Raw genomic sequence first — 24925 nt, forward strand, 5'->3', positions numbered from 1 at the left:
AAAATTATGAAAAGCGCAATTATCATCGCATCCCTGGGTCTGGCTTCCGTTCTCTCTTTCGGCGCAAACGCCGCCGTTAATCAAGTGAACGCCGAACAGGCGCAAAATCTGCAGTCCATGGGCACCGTTTCCGTTTCTCAGGTAGGCAGCGCGCCGATGGATATGCGTCAGGAACTGGCGGCTAAAGCTGAGAAAGAAGGCGCCAGCAGCTACCGTATTATTGAAGCCCGTACCGGCGATAACTGGCACGCTACGGCTGAGCTGTACAAATAAACCCTCGTCGTCTTATCCGACGACTTGCCCCCGCTCCGTCGGGGGCTTTTTTATGACTGCCGCACATTAAAACGCAGCTCCCCTTCCAGCTCCTCTTCCGCCTCATCAAAGAGCAGAATTAACGCGCCGAAACGCCGGCGCTGATAATCGCTTAAATGAATAAACTCAATCTCCAGCGGTAAGGGTAACAGCCCGGCGGTCACGGCTTCCCACAGAGAATCCAGGTTATTCACTTTCTCACGCGCTAAAGCAAAGGTACGAGAAAACTCACGATAAAAATCCTGCTGCTCAGCTATTTCATCAAAATCAAAGGTATAGGTAGTCATTGCCCGCATCCCGTCCACACCTGCAACTTTTCATAGCCCGGTCATCCCGGCGTGTAGTTCCACTCTGACGGCGGAATTCATACTCTGAGCGTTAAGTATAGCGATAAAAAAACCGACGCTTCGGCGTCGGTTCTGGCGGCTAGCTGTTGGTTAACACATGCTGGTACTTATGCAGCATCTCCACCAGCCTTCGTACCGGCTCGGTCACCTGCGGAGAGGCTTCCCAGTGCTGTAATTTTTGCTGGTAGATATCCAGTTCATCAAGCAAGCGGGCAAAATAGTAGCGGCGCTTATCATCACTACTGGCTGAAATGACGCGATCCGCGGTACGTCGCAGCTGCCGGTGAAAGGCCGACAGATCGTCATTTATCGGTACCGGCGCATCGCGCAGACGCTGATGCGCGATAATCAGGGTCAGCGCCAGACGAAAGCGGGCGATATCGCCAGGGAATTTATTCAGCAACAAAAAGAGCTGACGATACAGGGCCGGCAAGTGGTTCTCTTTACGTCGCGCCATATTGGTGGTCAGCGATGATACCGCCGCCGAGACAAACTGGTTGAGCAGCACGCGGCCGGTGCGGGCCTGCGAATTATCACGCACCAGCAGGATCACCATCAGCGCAAGGAAGCATCCGACAATCTGGCCCAGGGCACTATCAAGAAACTGGTTGAATTCAAACTTCATCGGATTGTCGAGCACCAGAATATTAATGGTGCTGGCCAGCGCCCCCAGCGAACCGAGCCGCCGCTTTTGTACCTCGATGCCGATAAAAAAGGCCATCACCGCCAGGCTGATACACAGCAGCAGCATACTTTGCTGCGTCGCGGGCATAATCACGAGGAAAAACAGCGCCCCCAGCGGTAACGCCGCCAGCGTGCCGTAGAGGAAATCGATAGCTACCATCCGCGGATTAGGTAAACGCATCGCTAAGGCCGTGACAACCGCAATCATGACCATCGCCCCGCTTCCTGAAGTCCAGCCGGTCCACAGCCAGAACAGCGTACCGAGGATACAGGAGATAGACGTACGCCAAAAGTTGACCATCGCATGGTGCCGCTCGGCGGATTCCGCCTTCACCACCACTTCGCCTTGCAGCACTTCTTCTTCAATACGGCTGATTTTGGTATTGCCGACCACGCCCCGCTTCAAAAGCAGATAGCGCGTCGCAGCGCCTACCCAGCTGTAGATTGTTACCGGCGTATTGTGCTCTCCCTTCCAGGTCAAGAAGCGGCGCATCCGCTTTAGCTGGCGGTGCACGTCCTGCACGGTCTCGACCGGTTCAGCAAACAGCTCGCGGTAATCATCCGTCACCATCTCAGGCCGGGTATTCTGAATCAAATAGGTTTCACAGGCCTGAGTAATTAAGGTCAGAGAGAGGGTATTGATCGCCTTCAGCCGCTGATTCACTTTTGCCCAGCGCGAGGACTCCATGATCAAGTTGCCGCGCATCCCTTCCAGCCCGTTGGTACGACGCACCAGCGCGCTCCAGGCCTTATCGACGTCATCTTTATCACCATGCGCCACGCAAAGCTGCATCAGGCGATAGTGATCGATCAGCAGATTATCCAGTTCAAGGCCGATCTCTTTTTTAATCGAACGCGGAGAAAACAGCAGGTCGGCCACAATGGCGCTGACGATACCGATGACAATCTCACTGCATCGCTCAACGGCGAACTGCGGCGCCAGCATCGGCTCTTCATGAATGGTGATAATAATGATAAGCGCGGTATAGCCCGCCAGGCCCCAGGCATAGGAGTTCTCAACCCGCACCAGCGAGGAGATCCAGGTGCAGAATCCGGCCCACAGGCAGCATACCAGCACCATCAGCAGCGGGGCGCGGATCATCAGGATGATGATCGCCAGCGCGGCGATACAGCCGATAAAGGTGCCGGCAATACGCAGCATCCCGCGATAGCGGATCGCCCCGGAGTAAGGCTCCCCGCCTGCGGCAAACGCCGGGCCGGCAGCAACGATGGCGGCGGTAAGCACCGCCCAGCGCGGCGTTTCCAGCTGAAAATGAAAACCGACGAATAACGCCAGCACCACCGCGCAGGCTAACTTAACGGCGAAGCGGAGATGCCGGAGTTCAATGGTGAAGATCCCCATGGCGATTAACCGAACTCACGCAGGCGCATCGCCAGTTTCTGGAAGAAGTTTGCCTGGCGAGTATCGCGATCCTCTTTACCTGTAATCACCACCGTCGCGGTGGTACCCGCAGGCCAGAGATTGCCCTGCTGTTGATCGAGGCGAATACGTACCGGCACCCGCTGTGCCAGACGTACCCATTCAAGGTTAGAATCAATAGAGGCTAGCCCTTTTGAATCGCTGCTGCTGCTGGCATTGGTGACGCCTGCAGCAATGCTGTCGACGGTGCCCCTGAGGGTGTGTACGCTTCCCAGCGTGGTAATTTCAGCACGAAAACCGGGGCGCACGCCCTCAAGCTTGGTCTCTTCAAGATAGGCCATAACGTAGAAGGTATTCTGCTTCACCAGCGCAACCGCGGTGGAGCCTCGGGTGATAAACTCGCCGCGGTAAACGTTCAGGTTGGTCACCCAGCCGTCGGCCGGGGCGCGAATCACCGTACGTTCAAGGTCAAGCTTCGCCAGGTCGCGACTTGCCGTCGCTTTGGCTAATTGATGCTCAACGGTTTGCAGAACGTTATTCGCCTGGTCTATCTCTTCCCGGGACATGGCCTGGACGCCAAGGCGGTTACGACGGCCGGCTTCGACGCGTTTCTCCTGCGCCAGAGTCTGATAGTAGGAGACATCGGCTTCAGCCTCGGCTAACGCCTTCTGGTAACGCGGCTGGTCAATGACGAACAAAACCTGGTCTTTCTTAACCAGTTGGTTATCCTTGATATTCACCTGCGAAATCAGGCCGGAGACATCGGGAGCGATGGCCACAATATCCGCACTAAAACGCGCATCGCGCGTCCAGGGCGAGGCGGTGTAATACACCCATGCGCGAAAAATCGCCATAAATGCAAGGATAACCAGTATCACAGTGATTGCGGTACGGAGGATATTTCTTGTTAGTGTTTTCACATCAACCTCAAACGAACAAACGTGATATCAGATAAAACAGGCAGCAATATAGCGCGGTATTAAACAGTGCCGGGTGCCAGACAAAATCATAGATGCCCGTTGGAACCAGCAGGCGGTGCACCAGCCAGAAGATGGCTAGCGACAATAGCAATTCAAAGAAGATCGGCGGAAACGACAAGCCGAAAATCACAATGACAGGAAACAGACTCATGATGACCTTGATAAGAAGCGTACAGGTGATATGCGCGATGCGTTTATTATTAAGCTAACTATATAGTAACGTAACAATTGCGGTCTTATCTATAATGTGTGATCTAAATCACTTTTAAGCCAGAGTGAATAATGGAACGATTAAAACGCATGTCCGTTTTTGCCAGAGTGGTCGAATTAGGTTCATTCACCGCCGCGGCCCGCCAGCTCCAGATGAGCGTTTCTTCCATCAGCCAGACGGTAGCCAAACTGGAAGATGAACTGCAGGTTAAGCTACTCAACCGCAGTACGCGCAGCCTTGGCTTAACAGAAGCGGGAAAAATATATTATCAAGGCTGTCGGCGAATGCTGTTCGAAGTCCAGGATGTCCATGAGCAGCTGTACGCGTTTAACAATACGCCCATCGGTACGCTGCGCATCGGCTGTTCTTCAACTATGGCACAGAATGTCCTGGCTCGCATAACCGCCGATATGCTCAAAGAGCACCCGGGTCTCTCAATCAATCTGGTCACAGGCATTCCCGCGCCGGACCTGATTGCGGACGGCCTGGATGTGGTTATTCGCGTGGGAGCGCTGCAGGATTCCAGCCTCTTTTCCCGCCGCCTGGGCTCCATGCCGATGGTGCTCTGCGCGGCAAAAAGCTACCTTCAGCACGCCGGATGTCCGGAAAAACCGGCGGATCTCGCCAGCCACTCGTGGCTGGAATACAGCGTCCGGCCGGATAACGAATTTGAAATCATCGCTCCGGAAGGGATTTCAACCAAGCTGATCCCTCAGGGCAGATTCGTCACCAACGATCCGATGACGCTGGTGCGCTGGCTGACGGCAGGCGTCGGCGTGGCTTACGTTCCGCTGATGTGGGCGATCGAAGAGATCAACCGCGGCGAACTGGAGATCCTGCTGCCGAGCTACCAGTCCGATCCGCGACCGGTATACGCGCTGTATACCGAGAAAGATAAGCTGCCGCTGAAGGTACAGGTATGCATTAATTACCTGACTGAGTATTTCGTCGGGGTGGCGAAGATTTACCAGGGGATGCACGGCCGGGGGATTGCCCGCTAGCGGCCCGAGCCCGCCACAGAGGGTAAGAACAGATTATCGGGCCCGGCATCGGAAATAATCTGCGTTACGTCGCGGAGATTGCCGATACGCACCTCGCCGGAACGATCAAATTTGCTTTTGTCGATTAATAATAGCGACTGTGCCGCCCGTTTCAGAAGCAGCGATTTGTAGGCGGCATTATTGGCGCTGGAATCCCAGAGTACGCCATCGTTATCGATCCCCTCGCAGGAAAAAATAAACAGATCGATCTCCAGCGATTTGACCTGAGAGAACAGCGCCGGATTAACGTAATAACCATACTGACGCAGGAGCTGCCCCCCGGCGCTGATCAGCTGGATCCGCTCACGGCGGCCCAGCTCTACGCAGACCGGATGGCTATTGGTAAACACCGTCAGGGTCATATTCGGTAGCTGACGCGCCAGAAACCAGCAGGTTGAGCTGGCATCCAGGGCGATCGTCATTCCTTCATCAATCCACGCCAGCGCCGTACGCGCGATATCAGATTTATGGGCATAATGGCTTTTCACGCGGCTATGAAAAGGCTTCTCGCCGTTGTGATTGTTACGCTGGAGAACGCGCGCCTGCCCGTGGCTACGCTGAAGACGCCCCTGCTTCTGCAGCTCGCTCAAATCGCGACGAATGGTCTCGATACTGACCTGCAGCAGATGGGACAACGCTTCGGTGGTTAAGGTGTGATGCTGGTTGAGTAGTTCGACTATCTGCTGCTGACGCGCGGCTTTCATCGCGACTCCGCGGAGGTGATTTGCGCTTTCGCCGCGGGCGAAAGCGCCTTGAGAAGTATCAGGCGGTACCGCCGACGGTGAGTTTATCCACTTTGAGCGTTGGCTGACCGACGCCAACCGGTACGCTCTGGCCCTCTTTGCCGCAAACGCCGACGCCGCTGTCCAGCTTCAGATCGTTCCCCACCATCGAAATCTGCTGCATCGCTTCGATACCTGAACCGATAAGCGTCGCGCCCTTCACCGCTTTGGTCACTTTACCTTTTTCAATCAGGTAGGCTTCAGACGTGGAGAAGACAAATTTCCCGGAGGTGATATCCACCTGACCGCCGCCGAAGTTCGGCGCGTAGATGCCGTAATCGACCGATTCGATAATCTCCTGCGGCGTAGATTTCCCCGCCAGCATGTAGGTGTTGGTCATACGCGGCATAGGCAGATGCGCGTAGGATTCGCGACGACCGTTACCGGTTGGCGCCACGCCCATCAGCCTGGCGTTGAGCTTGTCCTGCATATAGCCTTTGAGAATGCCGTTTTCGATCAAAACGTTATACTGGCCCGGCGTGCCTTCATCATCAATGGCAAGGGAGCCGCGACGGTGAGCAATGGTGCCATCATCCACTACGGTGCACAGCTCAGAGGCCACCAGTTCGCCCATATGGCCGCTGAATACCGACGTCCCGCGACGGTTAAAGTCACCTTCCAGGCCGTGACCGACGGCTTCATGCAGCAGGACGCCAGGCCAGCCCGCGCCCAGCACAACCGGCAGCATCCCGGCAGGCGCCGCGACGGCGGTCAGGTTGACCAGCGCCATACGCACGGCTTCTCTCGCCCAAACATCCGCGCGAACGTCGCCATCCTGCGAGTCCAGGAAATAGTCGTAGCCAAAGCGGCCGCCGCCGCCGCTGGCGCCGCGCTCGCGTTTGCCATCCTCTTCCACCAGCACGCTGACGGAAAGGCGAACCAGCGGGCGAACGTCCGCCGCCAGCGTGCCGTCGGTGGCGGCGACAAGAATTAACTCGTAGACGCCGGTCAGGCTGGCGGAAACTTCCTGCACCCGCTTATCGGCCGCGCGGGCGGTTTTATCTACCCGGCGCAGAATATCCAGCTTCTCTTCCCGGCTCATACTTTGCAGCGGATCGATGCTGGTATAGAGGGAACGATGTTCCACCCCGCCAAGGGTATGCACTTTACCATCCCCATGGTCGCGTACAATGGTGCGGGCCGCCTGTGCGCTCTGTTCCAGCGCCAGTCGACTAATCTGGTCAGCATAGGCAAAGCCGGTTTTTTCCCCGCTCACCGCGCGGACGCCAACGCCCTGGTCGATATTGTACGAACCATCTTTAATGATGCTGTCTTCAAGAACCCAGGACTCGTGATAGCTCGACTGAAAATAGAGATCGCCGTAATCCAGACGGCGCTCGGCCAGCTGGCCAAGAATGGTAAACAGATCCTGATGATTCAGGCCGTTTGCCGACAGTAATTGTTCACTTACCAGGTTCAGACTCATCGTTTTGCTACTCGTTTGTTGCCGCCTCAGGGGCGGAAATAAAAAAGGCTATCTATTGAGAGTGCGGTAATTACGCACAATCGTCAAATCATTGCTTTTTGTCGCTCCGCGCCTGGCGCAGCACTTCGTTAATTTGCGGCTGATCGATAGGACCGGTGATGCGATAGCGCAAAATAGAGACCTTGTTCCACAGCGGCCCCAGTACCTTACTGGCAGCAAAGACCGCGGCGCCGATAATCGGGTTAACGGCAAAGGCCGCGGCGACGCCCACGGTCGCAGAAATCTCCGGCGCGACCACGGCCTGCATATCCAGCTGACGACGCACGAGATCCACCGATCCCTTCATGGCGATATCCGCTTCCAGACCATCGACCAGCGTATCGTCGGTATGCAGAACGCCGTCTTTAATCCACGCCGTACTGCGAATGGAATCAAAGTAGAACCCTTCGCTGAACGTATCGCTAAAGTCGAAGCGCAGCTTGCGCAGCAGCGCGTCAACGCTCAACAAACGCAGAAGCTGGCCGGCATGACCGGTGCTGAGGTCGGTAAATTCGCCTTTTCCAAGACGGCTTTTGAGGATCCCGTTAAGCGAGGCAACGTCGGGCTGCCACGGCGGCGCACGCCAGTGCAGGTCATAATCGATATCAAACGACGAACCTTTTACCGGCGTGGAGACGCCGAAGAAGTTCACGAAATCGTCGGTTTTATTACCGTGCAGCTTACCTTTCAAAGAGGTTCGTACGCCCGCCGGCGCGCTCACCCATACGCCATCGGTCGTCAGACGGCCAAAACCGGTATCGACCAGTCCGTTCGCCAGCGTCAGGGTATCGCCGCGAATATCAAAATCCCCTTCGATACGGCCATATTTTTGCCCCCACAGCCAGCACTCGGCGCAGCGAAGCTGAAGGTCCGGCCAGCCGTGGAAATCAATGTTGGTATCGGCCAGCGGGGCGCTGCTTTTTTCTGTACCGCGGCTTTTCGCCGCCGTTGGGTTGTAGTAGAGATAGCGAATGGCCGCCAGCCACGGGGCGTTCTTCCGCATCGTCAGGGTTGCGTTGACTTCACGCCCCTGGGCTTCAATCTTCGTTCCCCCGGCATCGGGCCGGGAGACAAGGCTAACGTTATTCCAGCTTTGGCCCGCCATCGTTAACGCCGGCGTTCGCAGCGTGACCTGCTCCGGGAAGACGAGATTACTGCTGACGTCATTCGCCGCTCCGCCCTGGAACAGCGCCAGCCACTGCGCGCCATCCATCGGCGGCATATTCAGCTCCACGCCTGGCTGCTCGGGAAGCGGAGAAACGGCTTTACTGTCCGTGGTTAAAATAGCGCGGTCCAGGGTCAGCTTATGACCCAGCAGCCAGCGGCTATTAATATGGTTCTTCGCCCCCATGGAGCCGGCCAGATTAAAACTGCTTAAGCCGCCATCAACCTTAATTTTTACCGGCAACGGCTCCCCGGCCTGCTTATCTAACGGTGCAGGTAAGTGACTACTTACACTCTTCAGGTCAGCGTTGAGGTCAACCTTATAGGCCGCGCTACCGCGATACGGAAGCTCAATCGCGACTTTTCCGTCCCAGGGCACGCTGCCGCTCAGGGTGCCGTCCAGGGATTTCGGCAATAAACCGGTACGCGCAGGCTGCCAGTTGGCGTTCATCCCGACGTTCACGAGAAATGCTTTCGCGCCTTCGGTGGTCGAGAAATCAAGATTCAGCGGCTGATTAAACCAGCTCGCGCTCATCGGTTCGCTTTTCAGGTCGCCGTTTACAAAGCTGAATTTACCGCTCAGGTTCTGCAATGTGGTATCGATAGGCTTGATAAACAAGCTGTTATTGTTCAACCGGACATCACCTTTAGCGGTGGTCATCTCGCCATCCAGGGGGATATCAAGATGTAAGCGAGCGCTAACATTACCGTCCAGCTGGAGCTCATCCAGCGCCGCGCCCAGCGTCTCTTTCAGCGGCGTCTCGTTAAAATAAGGGCCAACCTCTTTACCCGGGCCGTTAACGTCGGCATCAATCAGCAGCTTTTCTCGCGAATAGTCGGGAATCACCGCATCGAGATTGCTGGCGGTCACATTGCCGAGCATCGCCTTATAGGCCTTCATCCATAGCCCATCATTGATAAAGTTAAGGTCGATATTAAGCCCGGTAAGCGCGGGCCAGTCAGGCTGAAAGGCAAAGGTGGCGTTCTTGAGCGGCACCGTGACCTGGAATTGCCCCTCATTATGCTTGTACGGGAAAAGATGCGGGTTACCGCCATAAGCCAGCGTAGCATCGGTGGCCTGACCGCCTTTAATGGCTCCGCTGAGGTAATCCACCAGCGCTTTGCCCATCAGATTTTCCGGGAAGTAGCGCCAGGCCTGTCCGCCATCGTTGGTACTGATACCGGCCAGAATACCGAGCCAGGGTTCGTCGCCCTGCGGCTGCAGATAGCGGAACCCACCGCGAGCGCGAACGCCGGTAGCCTGTACGTCAATATCGCGACCATCGAGCATAAAACCCTTGTCATTCTTCACCCAACTGAGGGTCGCATCGCCTTTGGCGATCTCCAGCGGCGCACGAAAGACCGTTTCATAGGGCATTTTCGCCTGCGTCATGCTGGCATGCAGAGTACCGTTTTCTACGCTCCCGGCAATGTTGCCGGAGAAATGCTCAGCCCCTGGCAGCAGCTTCCACTGCTTCCAGGACATGTCGCTCCAGTCCGCCCGGAAGCGCGTTTTTTCCGCCATTTGCAGCGGAATATCCAGCGCCAGAAGATTGATTTTGCCGTCCGGCTGCGTCGTACGCCAGATTTCGCCCAGCGACGGAGCCAGTTTATCCGCCATCGGCTGCAGCCCGGTCAGACCGCTAAGGTTAAGGTTGCTGGCGCGAATGCGCAGCTCATCGCTGCGTTGACCATTTTTTCCGCCCACATCCTGAGCCGGGATCCACGCCATCGACAGCGCGCCGCGCGGCCAGGGTTTGTCATCCATCGAGATGCGCGTATCAGGGATGTGAAAGCCCCAGCTTTGATTATCGCGATAGATGTGCGCCGTCAGATTATCAACCGACAGATGGTGCTTCTCTTTATCGCCCTGCCAGCTGGCGCCGCCTTTTTTAAGCCATACATCGCCGCTGGCGACATCGCCTTTGTCGATAGTCATCCAGCCTTCCAGGCTAAACCGCGCGCTCTGCAGGGCGATGTTGTCCTGCATCCAGCGCCCAAGCCACGGCTTAACGTCGATATCATCCGCCTGAAGCCAGACGCGCCCCTTATTGAGCAGGCCGTCTTCATCGCGCAGGTCCATTCGCACCTGCATCACGCCGTGCTGGCCGGTCAGGCTGCTGAGGCTAAGCTGCCCCTCCGCGCGATGGCGATTTTTACCGTTCAGCCAGGTAAGCTGCGGAATGGTGAGCTCCGCACGCTGGCCGGAGATGGTCAGAAAGCTCAGATGGCTATCGCGAAGAATAAAGTGATCGAACTGGCGGAGGAAAAGATCGCTGATACGGTCGGTTTTCAGCCCTTCACCGCTATTATTCGTTTGAATGGGGGTATTGGTATGAACCTGCAGCTGCCAGAAGGTCAGATCGCGAAACTGCCAGCGCATATGCAGCAGGCTTTGCCAGACGTCGAGCGCCAGGGTGACGCGTTTAGCGGAAAGCTCGCCGCCATCATTCAGGCCGGCCTTAACATCGCGGACATCAAGCGTCGGGCCAAAAGTCTGCCAGCTGGCGACAATATTTGAAGCATCGACCGGTACGCCGGCCATCGCGGAGACTTTTTCCAGCACCTGCGGACGCCAGCTGTTTAACTGCGGCAGAACGAGACGCAGACCGCTCACCAGCAGTGCGACGACAACAATCAATGTTGCCACGGTGAGCAGTAATATCCCGGGCAGTCGCCTCACGCATCTCTCCTTGTCAGCCTGTTACGCGTCATCCTTTTGCCCGCCTCTTTATCTCGACATCAGCAAGCAAAACGGATGATTACATCATTACTACATCAAACTGCTCTTGATTATAGAGCGGTTCAATTTGCACTTTGACCTGCTTACCGACAAAGATCTCGACTTCTGCCAGCGCGTGCGACTCTTCCCCTTTCAGCGTTTCCGCTACCGCAGGAGAAGCATAGACCAGGAACCGGTCGGAATCGTAGGCATGGTGCACGCGCACGATTTCGCGCATGATTTCATAGCACACCGTTTCCACCGTTTTCACCGTACCGCGACCGTGGCAGGTAGGGCACTCATTACACAGCACATGCTCCACGCTTTCGCGAGTACGCTTGCGGGTCATCTCTACCAGCCCAAGCTGGGAGAAGCCGTTGATGCTGGTTTTAACCCGGTCTTTGCTCAGCGCCTGCTCAAGAGAGTGCAGCACCCGACGGCGGTGATCTTCATTGTTCATATCAATGAAATCGATGATGATAATCCCACCGAGATTGCGCAGCCGCAGCTGGCGGGCAATCGCCTGGGTCGCCTCAATATTGGTATTAAAGATAGTATCGTCAAGATTACGGTGACCGACGAATGCCCCGGTGTTGATATCAACGGTGGTCATCGCTTCCGTTTGGTCAATGATCAGATAGCCGCCTGATTTCAGTTCAACTTTGCGTTCCAGAGCGCGCTGGATTTCATTTTCCACGTCAAAGAGATCGAAAATCGGCTGACGGCCGCTGTAGTGCTCCAGCTTGCTGGTCATCTCCGGAATATATTCGGCGGTAAACTCCAGCAGCGATTCGTAAGTCAGACGAGAGTCAACGCGAATCCGGTCAAGATGCGCATCGGCGAAATCACGCAGCACGCGCTGCGCCAGCGCCAGTTCGCCGTACATTTGATATCGGGTCTGCTGGCGCTTTTTGCGTTCCATCACTTTTGTCCAGACGCGCTTGAGATAGGCGGCATCTGCTGCCATCTCCTGCTCATGAACGCCTTCCGCCGCGGTACGGATAATGAATCCGCCCTGCTCGTCACAGTATTCAGAGACCACTTTTTTCAGGCGTTCACGTTCCGCTTCGCTTTCAATACGCTGAGAGACGCCGACGTGCGAAGCGCCGGGCATAAAGACCAGATAGCGAGAGGGAATGGTGATATCGGTGGTCAGGCGGGCGCCTTTGGTACCGAGGGGGTCTTTCACCACCTGCACCATTAAATCCTGCCCCTGGCGCACCAGCTCGGAGATATCGCGGACGGCGAACTGTTTTTGCTCTTCGCCCGCCACGCACTCGGTGTGCGGCATAATATCGGAAGCGTGCAGAAACGCGGCCTTATCCAGGCCAATATCTACAAAAGCCGCCTGCATTCCCGGCAGCACCCGACTGACACGACCCTTGTAGATATTGCCTACTATTCCGCGTCGCGCTTCACGCTCAATATGAATTTCCTGAAGTATACCGCCATCAATATAAGCGACGCGCGTTTCTGATGGCGTTACGTTAACTAATAATTCAGCAGTCATCTTTATCCCTTTTCTTCACGCAGTGAGTTAAAGTTACTTAGCAACTCATACGTTTCCACCAGCGGTAAGCCAACGACGGCGTGATAGCTGCCATTTATCTTCCTGACGAAACAGCCACCCAACCCCTGAATACCGTATGCACCTGCTTTATCTAAAGGTTCGCCGCTGGCGACATAATCGGCGATATCCTGCCCTGAGAGCACGCGGAAAGTGACCTCCGTGACCACCAGGCAATCCAGCGTCTGCCGCTTATCAGCCAGCGCCACGGCGGTCATCACCTGATGAGTCTTTCCGGAAAGCATGCGTAGCATCTCGGCGGCGTGCCCGCCATCGCGCGGTTTTTCCAGCACTTCACCGTTAAGGATGACAATGGTATCCGCGCCTAAAACCGGGAGATCGCGCGGTGCCAGCGCGACGCCAGCCTGGGCCTTTTCGCGCGCCAGCCGGACCACATACTGCTGGGCGCTCTCCTGCGGGCGGCGCTGTTCCTCAATACCGGGAACCACGCGCTCAAAAGCGAGGCCAAGCTGTGTCAGCAGTTCCTGCCGACGCGGAGAACCTGAAGCAAGATACAGAGTCGTCATATCAACCTTATTGCACCGCAAACTGCTGGCGCACTTTACGCATCAGCAGGAAAATCCATGGCCAGAGCACACCGTTTACTACACTACTCCAGAACACTTCCGGACGGAAAGAGACGTTGATCACTAAAAACTCTGCCCAGAAAACAATGATATCCACGGAGAGGGATAACATGACCACCACCAGCGCCTGTTGCCAAAGCGCCAGGTTGCGGAACAGTTGATACTTCAGCGCAACCAGATAAGCCACAATACTTAATGATAGTGCGCGAACGCCAAGCGTCGACCCGCTGATGAGATCGAGGATCGCGCCCATCACAAAGCCTGTGCCAACGTTAACCCGGTGGGGTAGCGCGAGGATCCAGTACAACAGGATAAGCAATACCCAGTTTGGCCGGTAGACGCTAATGTCCGCCGGCCAGGGCATAATCTGCAGCAATAGTGCGATAAGAAACGAGAGCCAGATAACCCAGCGTCCCTGGCTACGGTAACTTGCCACTATTGCCCTCCTGCTGGCAGAGGCTGCTGTGGCATACCGGTTGCCGGCGCGGGCATCTGCGGCCCCATCGCATCCGGCGCAGGCAGAACCTGCGGCATCATCTGCATCAGGCGTTCATTCGCTACGCGATGAACCTCTTCCGGCGTCATCGGATTCGCGCCGTTGCGATCGGCTCCCCACAGCAGCAGCAGATAACGCAAGCGCTGCAGACCGGCAGTCGGACGCGCCTGAATCACCGTATACGCACGCTGCGTATCCAGCTTAACGGACGAAACCACCCCGACCGGATACCCTTCAGGGAAGCGGCCGCCGAGACCCGAAGTGACCAGCACGTCGCCGACGCGAATATCGGTATTGGCCGGCAGATGTTCCAGCTGTAAATCGTCAGTACAACCGTTGCCTGCGGCAATGACGCGAATATCGTTACGCAGTACCTGAATCGGTAACGCATGCGTGGCATCGCAAATCAGCAGCACGCGGCTGGTCAGTTTCGCGACCGCGACCACCTGACCCACAACGCCTTTATCGCTGATAACCGGCTGGCCTTCATAGACGCCGTTAACGCTGCCTTTATCGATAACCACCTGATCGCTATAGGGGTCGTTAACCGTTGAGATGACCTGGGTCACCATTTTTTGCTCGTCCTGGCGCAGCGGAGAGCCCAGCAGCTCGCGCAGACGCGCGTTCTCCTGTTTGTACTGACCCAGCATCAGTAAGTCGCTGTTCTTGAGCAGCAACTCCTGACGCAGCGCGCGATTTTCCAGTTCGAGCTGATCGCGGGTGGCCAGCGTTTGCGAAACGCTATCCAGCAGCTCCCGGGGACCATTAGAGACAAAGTAGAAAGGGCTGACGGCTGTATCCATATACGTTCGAATTTGGCTGAACGTACCCAGGCGGCTGTCGGCGATTATCACGCCAAGCGCCACCAAAACCGCCAGAATAAGGCGAATCTGTAGCGACGGGCCACGGCTAAAAATTGGCTTCATAGGCTATGCGTATTCTCGTGTCAGTTAAGATCGGGGCAGCCGTAGGCCAGCTACCCGGATCTCAGGCTGACTACTCTTCGCTGAACAAGTCGCCGCCGTGCATATCGATCATTTCCAGTGCCTTACCGCCGCCACGAGCGACGCAGGTCAGTGGATCTTCTGCAACTACGACAGGGATTCCTGTCTCTTCCATTAACAGACGGTCAAGGTTGCGAAGCAGAGCACCGCCGCCGGTCAGAACCATCCCGCGTTCGGAGATATCGGAAGCCAGCTCCGGTGGGCACTGTTCCAGCGCGACCATCACCGCGCTGACGATACCGGTCAACGGTTCCTGCAGCGCTTCGAGGATTTCGTTGGAGTTCAGAGTAAAGCCGCGCGGAACGCCTTCAGCAAGGTTACGCCCGCGAACTTCGATTTCGCGGACTTCATCACCCGGATAAGCGGAGCCGATTTCGTGCTTAATGCGTTCTGCGGTCGCTTCGCCAATCAGGGAGCCATAGTTACGACGGACATAATTAATGACGGCTTCGTCAAAACGGTCGCCGCCGATACGGACAGAAGAGGAGTAAACCACGCCGTTAAGGGAGATGACCGCCACTTCAGTGGTACCGCCGCCGATGTCCACAACCATTGAACCGGTTGCTTCGGAGACCGGCAGGCCTGCGCCGATCGCAGCCGCCATCGGCTCTTCAATCAGGAAGACTTCACGGGCGCCAGCGCCCTGTGCGGACTCACGAATCGCGCGACGTTCAACCTGGGTCGCACCAACCGGCACGCAGACCAGCACGCGCGGGCTCGGACGCATAAAGCTATTGCTGTGCACCTGTTTAATAAAGTGCTGGAGCATTTTTTCGGTAACGAAGAAGTCGGCGATAACGCCGTCTTTCATTGGGCGAATAGCTGCAATGTTGCCCGGTGTACGCCCAAGCATCTGCTTCGCTTCATGACCCACAGCGGCGACGCTTTTCGGCGATCCGGCACGATCCTGACGAATGGCCACAACGGAAGGCTCATTCAATACGATGCCTTGTCCTTTTACATAAATCAGGGTATTCGCGGTACCCAGGTCAATGGACAGGTCATTGGAAAACATGCCACGAAATTTTTTTAACATACTAAGGGATAATCCTGAAAGCTGGGGCGGAAAACAAAATCCGCTTACTTTACCAACCACGCGCAGCAGCGACAAGGCGCAAAAATCATCTGCTGCGGTGAAAATTAGTGCAGTTCGTTACCTTTGTTACAAATTTGACTGAGTCCGTCCAACGCAGAAATCTTCAGCAGCGCTCCGCGCTTGAATCTGCAACCTGTCAAAGGTCATTCACTGGCATTTACATTGCGACAATCCGGCAGGTAGACAAGCACACCCCCATCACTATGGCGCGCATTATTCTACGTGAAATCACGCTAAACGGCAGATCAAACAGAGTATCTTTGCGAATATTTTTTCACATTTGTGTCAAGTGGCTGTGAGGCGGCAAAAAATTCCCCCTGGCCACCGGTAACACCGCATTGAGACAGCACCTGCCACTCGCTTCGGCTGAGTACGCCGGTTGCGAAAACCTGAACCGGCATTCCTTTACAGGCTTCTACCAGGCTCTGCACCAGCAGCTGATTTTCACTGCGTTTTTCTATATTGCGCGATAACCCCGAATGCAGCTTAATCACTTCAACATCGAGCTGCTTGATCCAGCTGGTTCCAACCAGCGTCAAACCGGCCTGAACCACGGCAATTCGAATACCTAAAGCGTTAACCAACCGCATAACCGGCTGCAGGCGGCCGATATATTGACAAACATCCGCCTCTGCAAGTTCAAAAATAATACGTCGACGGTGCGATTTTTCGCATTGCATCAAAGTATCGCGCAGCCAGCGCTGGAATCGAGGGCGGATCAAGGACTCGACCGTCACCTGCAGCGCGAGGTTTTCTTCCGGCCAAAAGCCTAAAAACGGCAGCAATCGCGTAATTTGCAAACGGTCATACTCCTCCGCCAGGCCAAACTGCAGCACCATCGGCATATATTCGGCCGCAATCACCTCTTCCTTACCATCATAAAGACGGCACATTAGCTCACGATGATGTACGCGACCATCACGAGTGACGGCGGGTTTCTGGTAAAGTCGCGGGCCGCCGCGGCTAAGCATTTGCTCGATAAGCGTACGCCAGCGCACGTTGCCACGCCCTTTCTCCGGCAGAGAATCGTCATAGACGGCCCAGCTGTTGCTGCCCTGCAGCACCGCATTACGCGTGGCCGCTTCCGCATGCTCCATTACCTGGGCCGCCGTTTGTCCGCTGCGGAAAGCGCAGATCCCGATATGCATCATATCGTCACGATCGAGAATTCGCGTCGGCGGCAGGGCATCCATGGCTTTCAGGAGTAACCCGGCAATGCTGTCCGCCTCTTTCAACGTGCGATGCGGAAGCAGAACGGCAAAATCGCTGCGGTGGTAGCGAGCCAGCAGTGCGCCAGGGTAGCGCATAATAAAAGTGGAAAGCATATTGATCAGCGTAAAGTAGTGCTCTTCGGTCGCTGCGCGTCCCCAGTTATCGCGCAGCAGGTCGAAATCCGGCAGGCGGATCATCATTACGATGCCGTATGACCCTACTTTCTCCTGATCTTCAAGCAGCGTCGACAGCTGATTATCAAAAAATAATCGGTTACTCAGCCCGGTTTTTGAATCCTGCGCGACATAGGAACGGATCAGAGTATCCATGCGGCTTCGCTGATCGCTGGCGAACTGAAGTTCGGATAGCAGCATATCCAGCGCGCTACTGGTATTCGCTGGCCACTCGTGTACCGACCCTCGCACCTGCGGTCCGCGTTCGCCATTAAGAATACGCGCAGTGCGGAGTTCCAGTAGCTCCTGACCCGCCAGCTGGCGACGGATCCAGCGCACGGAAAAAAAGATAATCAGCACCATAAAACCAATGGCGATGGAGAGCGGCGCGGTGATGTGCAGTGAACGGAAGTAATTGGCCATCGGATCCAGGTACACCAGATGGATTGCCATACCGGGCTGCTTGAGCGACGGTACCGTGATATCGCGAAACTGATTGCTGCTACCTAAAGGACGATAGTTATCGGTGCGGGAATGGCTATAGACCGATTTGCCATTAAGCTGAAAGTCAACGCGCGTCGCGTCGATCGGCGTCATCAGCTCATCCATCTGCGGTTCAATCTGGTCAAAAGACATAGAGACCAGACGGTTATCCAGCATGGTCGCCACCGCCTGAACGCGGTTGGTCATTTTTAGCTGAATGCCGTTGTAAAAACTCAGCGAAGCGCCAATCAGCGTGACAAAGATCGTCAGGCTGGTGAGTAACGTGACAAACGCTGAGAATTTCGTCGTTAATCGCATCCCTGTGTTAACTCCGCGTGTGAATGACTACCCGATAAACATCCGGGCTCCTGTGCTGGCGCCTAAACTAAAGTAAGCACTAACTTTCTAAAGAGCGACGCATACTATCAAAGCTGGCGCATCTGGCAATTTATTGCGTTACATCGGTGTAATAATGCCGTTAGCGAGTATAGTCTGCAGAAAAAATTTTCCAATCATCCAACCTATGAGGACCGGCGCATGCAGGCTTTAATCTTAGAACAGCAGGATGGCAAAACTCTCTCTTCGGTGCAAACCATTGACGCCAGCCAGCTGCCGCAGGGGGATGTGACAGTGGATATCCACTGGTCCAGCCTCAACTATAAAGATGCGCTGGCCATCACCGGTAAAGGAAAAATTATCCGCAACTTTCCGATGATTCCTGGCATCGATTTTGCCGGTTTTGTCCACAGCAGCGAGGATCCGCGTTTCCACGCCGGCCAGCAAGTCCTGCTGACCGGATGGGGCGTGGGGGAAAACCACTGGGGCGGACTGGCGGAGCGCGCTCGCGTTAAAGGCGACTGGCTGGTGGCGATGCCGCAAGGCCTGGATGGTCGTAAAGCCATGGTCATTGGGACCGCCGGTTTCACCGCGATGCTGTGCGTGATGGCGCTGGAAGACGCCGGGGTTCGTCCGGAAGATGGCGAAGTCGTGGTCACCGGGGCCAGCGGCGGCGTCGGCAGCACCGCGGTCGCTTTGCTGCATCATCTCGGGTACAAGGTGGCGGCGGTTTCCGGGCGCGAAAGCACCCATGAATATCTTAAAAACCTCGGCGCGCAGCGCATTCTTAGCCGCGATGAGTTCGCCGAAACCCGCCCGCTGGAAAAACAGCTGTGGGCCGGTGCCGTTGATACCGTTGGCGATAAGGTGCTGGCAAAAGTGCTGGCGCAGATGAACTACGGCGGCTGCGTGGCGGCCTGCGGTCTGGCAGGCGGCTTTGCCCTGCCCACGACCGTGATGCCGTTTATTCTGCGTAACGTGCGCCTGCAGGGCGTTGATTCGGTAATGACGCCAGCCGCGCGCCGGGCCGAGGCCTGGCAGCGTCTGGTGCGCGATCTGCCGGAATCCTTCTATGCGCAAAGCGCGACGGAAATCTCCCTCGCCGAAGCCCCTGAATTTGCCGATAAGATCATGACCAATAAGATTCAGGGGCGCACGCTGGTTAAAATCGCCTAATCTGCAATTTTTCGTGACATATTCGCAATAACGCTCCGCCTCCGTCATGCTAAGAAAAACGCACGACGGAGGATGCCATGAAATCCAAAAAACTGACGGAAGCCGACGTAACGGCAGAATCCGTTTTTATGCTGCAGCGTCGCCAGATCCTGAAAATGTTGGGAATTAGCGCCACCGCCCTTTCCCTCTCACCCTCCGCGCAAGCTGACCTGCTGGATTGGTTTAAAGGCAACGACCGCCCGCCGGCGCCGGCAGGTAAAGCGCTGACGTTCGATAAACCGGCGCAATGGCAAAACACTCTCACGCTCACGCCGGAAGATAAGGTATCAGGCTACAACAACTTTTATGAGTTCGGCCTGGATAAAGCCGATCCGGCGGCCAATGCCGGAAGCCTGCGCACTGATCCCTGGACGCTGACGATTGGCGGCGAAGTGGCAAAACCCCTTACGCTCGATCATGACGACCTGACCAGCCGATTTCCGCTGGAAGAGCGAATTTACCGGATGCGCTGCGTCGAAGCCTGGTCGATGGTGATTCCCTGGGTCGGCTTCCCGCTGCATAAATTGTTATCGCTGGTCGAGCCCACCAGCAATGCGCGCTACGTCGCGTTTAAAACGCTTTATGCGCCTGAGCAGATGCCGGGTCAAAAAGACCGTTTTATCGGCGGCGGGCTGGCGTATCCCTATGTCGAAGGGCTGCGGCTCGACGAGGCCATGCATCCTCTGACGCTGCTTAGCGTAGGCGTGTATGGCAAAGCGCTGCCTCCGCAAAACGGTGCGCCGGTCCGACTCACCGTGCCCTGGAAGTACGGTTTCAAAGGGATTAAGTCTATCGTCAGTATCGAGCTGACGCGTGAACGTCCCCCCACGACCTGGAACCTCGCCGGACCTGAGGAGTATGGCTTCTACGCCAACGTCAATCCGCATGTCGATCACCCCCGCTGGTCGCAGGCAACTGAGCGCTTTATCGGCGCAGGCGGCGTACTCGACGTCAAACGCCAGCCAACACTGCTCTTCAACGGCTATGCTGACGAAGTGGCTTCGCTCTACCGGGGCCTGAATTTGCGGGAGAATTACTAGTGCGCCTGACTGTAAAGCAGATTACCTGGCTGAAAGTGTTTCTCCATCTGGCCGGATTTTTGCCTTTTGTCTGGCTCTTCTGGGCCGGACATCAGGGGTATTTCAGCGCCGACCCAGCAAAGGATATCCAGCACTTCACCGGTAGGATGGCTCTTAAATTCCTGCTGGCTACCTTGCTTGTTTCGCCGCTGGCGCGCTACGCTAAACAGCCGTTATTGATACGCACCCGGCGCTTACTTGGTTTATGGTGCTTTGCCTGGGCTACGCTGCATTTGACCAGCTATACGCTGCTCGAACTTGGGATTAACAATCTGGCGCTATTGGGTACAGAAGTCCTCACCCGCCCTTATCTGACGCTGGGGTTAATCAGCTGGCTGATTCTGCTGGCGCTGGCGGCGACGTCAACGCAAGCGATGCAGCGAAGATTGGGTCGTCGCTGGCAAACATTGCATAACTTCGTCTATGTTGTCGCGATCCTCGCCCCCATTCACTACCTGTGGTCGGTGAAGATTTTATCCCCCCAACCGCTAATTTATGCGCTGCTGGCGATCCTGCTTTTAGCATGGCGATACAAGAAGTTCCGCCAGTGGTGGCGCTAATTCCGGATATGTGCAGTTTCCCGCAGTTCTTTTATCAACCGCCACTCTTTACACGATAGCGGTTGATAATCTTCCCTGATAAGACCAGTATTTAGCTGCCAAATGCTACGAAATCGTTATAATGTGCGACTTTGGTTTTCCTGACGGGCTTTTTGAGTCCCGAAAAGGTGACAATCGCGCATCGAAGGTATATTTTGTTTTTTACCCGAGAATGGCAGAAGATAGCCGCATATTGGCCGATAAGTTTCGTTTTTTGCTTTCGAGCATCGGAGGCTTAACCTGTCGGCTTCTGAAGAAGCGCGGCGTCTTGCAACAGCAGTAATTCATATGCTTTACAGACGGTGCTAACACGCCTGTCACAATCACACTAAACAAAGAGTACGGAACCCACTCATGGATATTCGTAAGATTAAAAAACTGATCGAGCTGGTTGAAGAATCAGGCATCTCCGAACTGGAAATTTCTGAAGGCGAAGAGTCTGTACGCATCAGCCGTGCCGCGCCAAACGCAGGTTTCCCGGTGATGCAACAGGCTTACGCCGCACCGATGATGCAGCAACAGCCAGCGCTGTCTAACGCAGTCGCCTCTGCGGCAACGCCAGCAATGGAAGCCCCTGCGGCAGCGGAAATCAGTGGCCACATCGTACGTTCCCCAATGGTTGGTACTTTCTACCGCACCCCGAGCCCGGACGCGAAAGCCTTCATCGAAATCGGTCAGAAAGTTAACGCGGGCGATACCCTGTGCATCGTTGAAGCCATGAAAATGATGAACCAGATCGAAGCCGATAAATCCGGCGTGGTGAAAGCCATTCTGGTCGAAAGTGGTCAACCGGTAGAATTTGACGAGCCACTGGTCGTCATCGAATAACGAGGCGAACATGCTGGATAAAATTGTTATCGCCAACCGCGGCGAGATTGCATTGCGTATCCTGCGTGCCTGTAAAGAACTGGGCATCAAGACCGTTGCTGTGCACTCAACGGCGGATCGCGATTTAAAACACGTATTGTTAGCGGATGAGACGGTCTGTATCGGCCCGGCTCCGTCCGTAAAAAGCTACCTCAATATCCCGGCGATTATCAGCGCTGCTGAAATCACCGGCGCGGTGGCTATTCACCCGGGTTACGGATTTTTGTCCGAAAACGCAAACTTCGCTGAGCAGGTTGAGCGTTCCGGCTTTATCTTTATCGGCCCGAAAGCTGACACAATCCGCCTGATGGGCGACAAAGTGTCTGCGATCACCGCGATGAAGAAAGCGGGCGTTCCGACCGTACCGGGCTCTGATGGCCCGCTGGGCGAAGATATGGACGTTAACCGCGCCCATGCAAAACGCATTGGCTACCCGGTGATTATCAAAGCCTCCGGCGGCGGCGGCGGTCGCGGTATGCGCGTTGTGCGCAGCGATGCTGAGCTGGCGCAATCCATCTCCATGACCAAAGCGGAAGCCAAAGCCGCGTTTAACAACGACATGGTGTATATGGAGAAATACCTGGAGAATCCTCGTCACATCGAGATCCAGGTACTGGCTGACGGTCAGGGTAACGCTATCTATCTGGCTGAGCGCGACTGCTCCATGCAGCGTCGTCACCAGAAAGTGGTCGAAGAGGCGCCAGCGCCGGGCATTACGCCGGAACTGCGTCGCTATATCGGCGAGCGTTGCTCCAAAGCGTGCGTCGATATCGGCTATCGCGGCGCGGGTACTTTTGAGTTCCTGTTCGAAAACGGCGAGTTCTATTTCATCGAAATGAACACCCGTATTCAGGTTGAACACCCGGTAACCGAAATGATCACCGGCGTCGACCTGATTAAAGAGCAGCTGCGCATCGCAGCCGGCCAGCCGCTGTCCATCAAGCAGGAAGAAGTTGTGGTTAAAGGCCATGCGGTGGAATGCCGTATCAACGCCGAAGACCCGAACACCTTCCTGCCGAGCCCGGGTAAAATTACCCGCTTCCACGCGCCGGGCGGTTTTGGCGTGCGCTGGGAGTCTCATATCTACGCGGGCTACACCGTGCCTCCGTACTATGACTCAATGATCGGTAAGCTGATCTGCTATGGCGAAAACCGTGATGTCGCGATTGCCCGCATGAAAAATGCGCTGCAGGAGCTGATTATCGATGGCATCAAAACCAACGTTGATCTGCAGATTCGCATCATGAACGACGAGCATTTCCAGAATGGTGGCACCAATATCCACTATCTGGAGAAAAAACTCGGATTGCAGGAGAAGTAATTCTGCCATCGCTGCAAAAGGCCGGATAATCCGGCCTTTTTTCTTTTTCTCTCCTCTCCTCTTTTCCATGCGGTACAATCCCCGCTTTCTTTATCCTCAAGGGACAAAAAATGGACAAACGCTTTGTTCAGGCCCATAAAGAGGCGCGCTGGGCGCTGTGGCTAACCCTTCTCTATCTTGCGGCCTGGCTGGCTGCCGCCTATCTGCCGGGCGTCGGTATTGGCCTAACCGGCCTGCCGCACTGGTTCGAAATGGCCTGCCTGCTGGTACCGCTGGTGTTTATTCTGCTGTGCTGGGCGATGGTAAAAGTCATCTATCGCGATATTCCTCTGGAGGATGACGATGCAGCTTGAAGTCATACTGCCGCTTATCGCCTACCTGCTGGTGGTGTTTGCTCTCTCCATCTATGCAATGCGTAAGCGCACAACGGGTTCCTTCCTGAACGAATATTTCCTCGGCAGCCGCTCGATGGGCGGCATTGTATTAGCCATGACGCTTACCGCTACCTATATCAGCGCCAGTTCGTTTATAGGCGGCCCCGGCGCGGCCTATAAATATGGCCTCGGCTGGGTGCTGCTGGCGATGATCCAACTTCCGGCGATCTGGCTTTCGCTGGGGATTTTGGGTAAGAAATTCGCCATTCTGGCGCGCCGCTATAATGCCGTAACCCTGAACGATATGCTTTTTGCCCGCTACCAAAGCCGTCTGCTGGTCTGGCTCGCGAGCCTGAGCCTTCTGGTGGCGTTTGTCGGTGCAATGACGGTGCAGTTCATCGGCGGGGCGCGGTTGCTGGAAACCGCAGCGGGTATTCCCTACGAAACCGGTCTGCTAATTTTTGGCGTGAGTATCGCGCTCTATACCGCGTTCGGCGGTTTTCGTGCCAGCGTCCTCAACGACACGCTCCAGGGAATGGTGATGCTGGTCGGCACTATCGTCCTGCTGGTTGGCGTCGTTCATGCGGCGGGCGGGCTACATAATGCGGTTGAAACCCTGCAAACCATCGATCCTAAGCTGGTTTCCCCGCAGGGGGCTGATGACATTCTTTCCCCCACCTTTATGACCTCCTTCTGGGTGCTGGTCTGCTTCGGGGTGATTGGCCTCCCGCACACCGCCGTTCGCTGCATCTCCTATAAAGACAGCAAAGCGGTGCACCGGGGAATTATCATTGGCACCATCGTGGTGGCGATCCTGATGTTTGGGATGCATCTTGCGGGTGCGTTAGGCCGGGCGGTGATCCCGGATCTGACGGTGCCGGATCTGGTCATCCCGACGCTCATGGTGAAAGTCTTGCCGCCCTTTGCCGCCGGGATCTTCCTCGCCGCGCCGATGGCCGCCATTATGTCGACGATCAACGCCCAGCTGCTGCAAAGTTCCGCTACGATCATTAAAGATCTGTATCTGAATCTGCGCCCCGAGCAGATAACAAATGAAGCCCGGTTGAAGCGGATGTCGGCAACGATCACCTTGCTGCTGGGCGCTTTACTGCTGCTGGCAGCCTGGCGTCCGCCTGAGATGATTATCTGGCTCAACCTGCTGGCGTTCGGCGGCCTGGAGGCCGTGTTCTTATGGCCGCTGGTGCTGGGCCTGTACTGGGAACGCGCGAACGCGAAAGGGGCGTTGAGCGCGATGATCGTCGGCGGCGTACTCTATGCCATACTCGCCACTTTTAATCTGCAGTACCTGGGCTTCCATCCGATAGTGCCCGCGTTGCTGTTAAGCTTATTGGCTTTCCTGGTCGGAAACCGGTTCGGTACCTCCGCCCCGCAAGCCGCCGTATTGACTACTGATAAATAAAGAGTTTT

At 55.7% G+C, this 24925-nt stretch carries 22 protein-coding genes; 9 read left to right on the forward strand and 13 right to left on the reverse strand.

The genetic code is table 11. The features are described from left to right. Positions 1 to 6: 6 nt before the first annotated feature. Positions 7 to 273 (forward strand): DUF1471 family stress response protein YhcN-B, encoded by a 267-nt coding sequence (gene yhcN-B / locus MKleb_RS24930; protein WP_004106229.1) that lies wholly within the window; start codon positions 7 to 9, stop codon positions 271 to 273. 50 nt (positions 274 to 323) lie between these two features. Here the strand turns inward: yhcN-B and MKleb_RS24935 are convergent, their stop codons facing one another. The 4 genes from MKleb_RS24935 to aaeX form a co-directional block, all read right to left on the reverse strand. Continuing rightward, positions 324 to 599: a barstar family protein gene (locus MKleb_RS24935; RefSeq protein ID WP_025108484.1), complete on the reverse strand. Its 276-nt coding sequence runs from the start codon at positions 597 to 599 to the stop codon at positions 324 to 326. Positions 600 to 738: 139 nt separating this feature from the next. Further along, positions 739 to 2706 carry a p-hydroxybenzoic acid efflux pump subunit AaeB gene (gene aaeB / locus MKleb_RS24940; RefSeq protein WP_217076313.1) on the reverse strand — a complete coding sequence of 656 codons (1968 nt, stop codon included), beginning with the start codon at positions 2704 to 2706 and terminating at the stop codon, positions 739 to 741. A 5-nt stretch (positions 2707 to 2711) separates the two neighbouring features. Next, the gene (aaeA, locus tag MKleb_RS24945) at positions 2712 to 3644 is read right to left on the reverse strand and encodes a p-hydroxybenzoic acid efflux pump subunit AaeA (RefSeq protein ID WP_217076314.1); all 933 of its coding nucleotides are present in this window, start codon (positions 3642 to 3644) and stop codon (positions 2712 to 2714) included. Between the two features lie 7 nt (positions 3645 to 3651). Continuing rightward, positions 3652 to 3855 carry a p-hydroxybenzoic acid efflux pump operon protein AaeX gene (gene aaeX / locus MKleb_RS24950; protein WP_002918640.1) on the reverse strand — a complete coding sequence of 68 codons (204 nt, stop codon included), beginning with the start codon at positions 3853 to 3855 and terminating at the stop codon, positions 3652 to 3654. Between the two features lie 131 nt (positions 3856 to 3986). On the opposite strand from aaeX, the gene aaeR reads away from it, so the two are divergent. Continuing rightward, entirely contained in the window at positions 3987 to 4916 is a 930-nt protein-coding gene (aaeR, locus tag MKleb_RS24955) for an HTH-type transcriptional activator AaeR (protein ID WP_004854659.1), read from the forward strand. Here aaeR and fucR read toward each other — a convergent pair. From fucR to csrD, 9 genes are all read right to left on the reverse strand, one after another. Then, positions 4913 to 5659 (reverse strand): L-fucose operon activator, encoded by a 747-nt coding sequence (gene fucR / locus MKleb_RS24960; RefSeq protein WP_025108485.1) that lies wholly within the window; start codon positions 5657 to 5659, stop codon positions 4913 to 4915. The two genes, aaeR and fucR, sit on opposite strands and share 4 nt — an antisense overlap. 58 nt (positions 5660 to 5717) lie before the next feature. Continuing rightward, on the reverse strand, positions 5718 to 7163 hold the full coding sequence (tldD, locus tag MKleb_RS24965; protein ID WP_004854666.1) for a metalloprotease TldD: 1446 nt from the start codon (positions 7161 to 7163) through the stop codon (positions 5718 to 5720). Between the two features lie 88 nt (positions 7164 to 7251). Further along, entirely contained in the window at positions 7252 to 11049 is a 3798-nt protein-coding gene (gene yhdP, locus MKleb_RS24970; RefSeq protein ID WP_025108486.1) for an AsmA2 domain-containing protein YhdP, read from the reverse strand. Positions 11050 to 11128: 79 nt separating this feature from the next. Continuing rightward, positions 11129 to 12598 carry a ribonuclease G gene (gene rng / locus MKleb_RS24975; protein ID WP_004125826.1) on the reverse strand — a complete coding sequence of 490 codons (1470 nt, stop codon included), beginning with the start codon at positions 12596 to 12598 and terminating at the stop codon, positions 11129 to 11131. A 2-nt stretch (positions 12599 to 12600) separates the two neighbouring features. Next, a complete protein-coding gene (locus MKleb_RS24980; protein ID WP_014839653.1) occupies positions 12601 to 13182 on the reverse strand; it encodes a Maf family protein in 582 nt (193 codons plus the stop codon). A 7-nt stretch (positions 13183 to 13189) separates the two neighbouring features. Continuing rightward, entirely contained in the window at positions 13190 to 13678 is a 489-nt protein-coding gene (gene mreD, locus MKleb_RS24985) for a rod shape-determining protein MreD (protein ID WP_004125830.1), read from the reverse strand. Continuing rightward, positions 13678 to 14664, reverse strand: a complete 987-nt coding sequence (gene mreC / locus MKleb_RS24990) for a rod shape-determining protein MreC (RefSeq protein ID WP_004106252.1) — start codon at positions 14662 to 14664, stop codon at positions 13678 to 13680. The genes mreD and mreC overlap by 1 nt, the downstream gene beginning before the upstream one ends. Positions 14665 to 14734: 70 nt before the next feature. Next, a complete protein-coding gene (gene mreB / locus MKleb_RS24995) occupies positions 14735 to 15778 on the reverse strand; it encodes a rod shape-determining protein MreB (RefSeq protein ID WP_002918653.1) in 1044 nt (347 codons plus the stop codon). A 305-nt stretch (positions 15779 to 16083) separates the two neighbouring features. Further along, complete coding sequence (gene csrD / locus MKleb_RS25000; protein ID WP_025108487.1) at positions 16084 to 18024, reverse strand: RNase E specificity factor CsrD; 1941 nt, start codon at positions 18022 to 18024, stop codon at positions 16084 to 16086. A gap of 219 nt (positions 18025 to 18243) precedes the next feature. Between csrD and MKleb_RS25005 the strand changes: the two genes are divergently transcribed. The 7 genes from MKleb_RS25005 to panF all read left to right on the forward strand — a co-directional run bounded on the left by MKleb_RS25005 (position 18244) and on the right by panF (position 24917). Continuing rightward, positions 18244 to 19218 (forward strand): acrylyl-CoA reductase (NADPH), encoded by a 975-nt coding sequence (locus MKleb_RS25005; protein WP_025108488.1) that lies wholly within the window; start codon positions 18244 to 18246, stop codon positions 19216 to 19218. Positions 19219 to 19295: 77 nt separating this feature from the next. Continuing rightward, positions 19296 to 20297, forward strand: a complete 1002-nt coding sequence (msrP, locus tag MKleb_RS25010; RefSeq protein WP_014227018.1) for a protein-methionine-sulfoxide reductase catalytic subunit MsrP — start codon at positions 19296 to 19298, stop codon at positions 20295 to 20297. Next, complete coding sequence (gene msrQ, locus MKleb_RS25015) at positions 20297 to 20896, forward strand: protein-methionine-sulfoxide reductase heme-binding subunit MsrQ (RefSeq protein WP_025108489.1); 600 nt, start codon at positions 20297 to 20299, stop codon at positions 20894 to 20896. The genes msrP and msrQ overlap by 1 nt, the downstream gene beginning before the upstream one ends. A gap of 393 nt (positions 20897 to 21289) precedes the next feature. Continuing rightward, the gene (accB, locus tag MKleb_RS25020; protein WP_004125844.1) at positions 21290 to 21763 is read left to right on the forward strand and encodes an acetyl-CoA carboxylase biotin carboxyl carrier protein; all 474 of its coding nucleotides are present in this window, start codon (positions 21290 to 21292) and stop codon (positions 21761 to 21763) included. Positions 21764 to 21773: 10 nt separating this feature from the next. Beyond that, the gene (gene accC / locus MKleb_RS25025) at positions 21774 to 23123 is read left to right on the forward strand and encodes an acetyl-CoA carboxylase biotin carboxylase subunit (protein ID WP_004125846.1); all 1350 of its coding nucleotides are present in this window, start codon (positions 21774 to 21776) and stop codon (positions 23121 to 23123) included. A gap of 110 nt (positions 23124 to 23233) precedes the next feature. Then, entirely contained in the window at positions 23234 to 23476 is a 243-nt protein-coding gene (locus MKleb_RS25030; RefSeq protein WP_004125848.1) for a YhdT family protein, read from the forward strand. Beyond that, positions 23466 to 24917, forward strand: coding sequence for a sodium/pantothenate symporter (gene panF / locus MKleb_RS25035; RefSeq protein ID WP_025108490.1), 1452 nt, complete (start codon positions 23466 to 23468; stop codon positions 24915 to 24917). The genes MKleb_RS25030 and panF overlap by 11 nt, the downstream gene beginning before the upstream one ends. The last annotated feature ends 8 nt before the right edge of the window (positions 24918 to 24925 follow it).

The organism is Klebsiella sp. PL-2018 (assembly GCF_019048985.1).
In the GTDB taxonomy this organism is placed as follows: Bacteria; Pseudomonadota; Gammaproteobacteria; order Enterobacterales; family Enterobacteriaceae; genus Klebsiella; species Klebsiella michiganensis.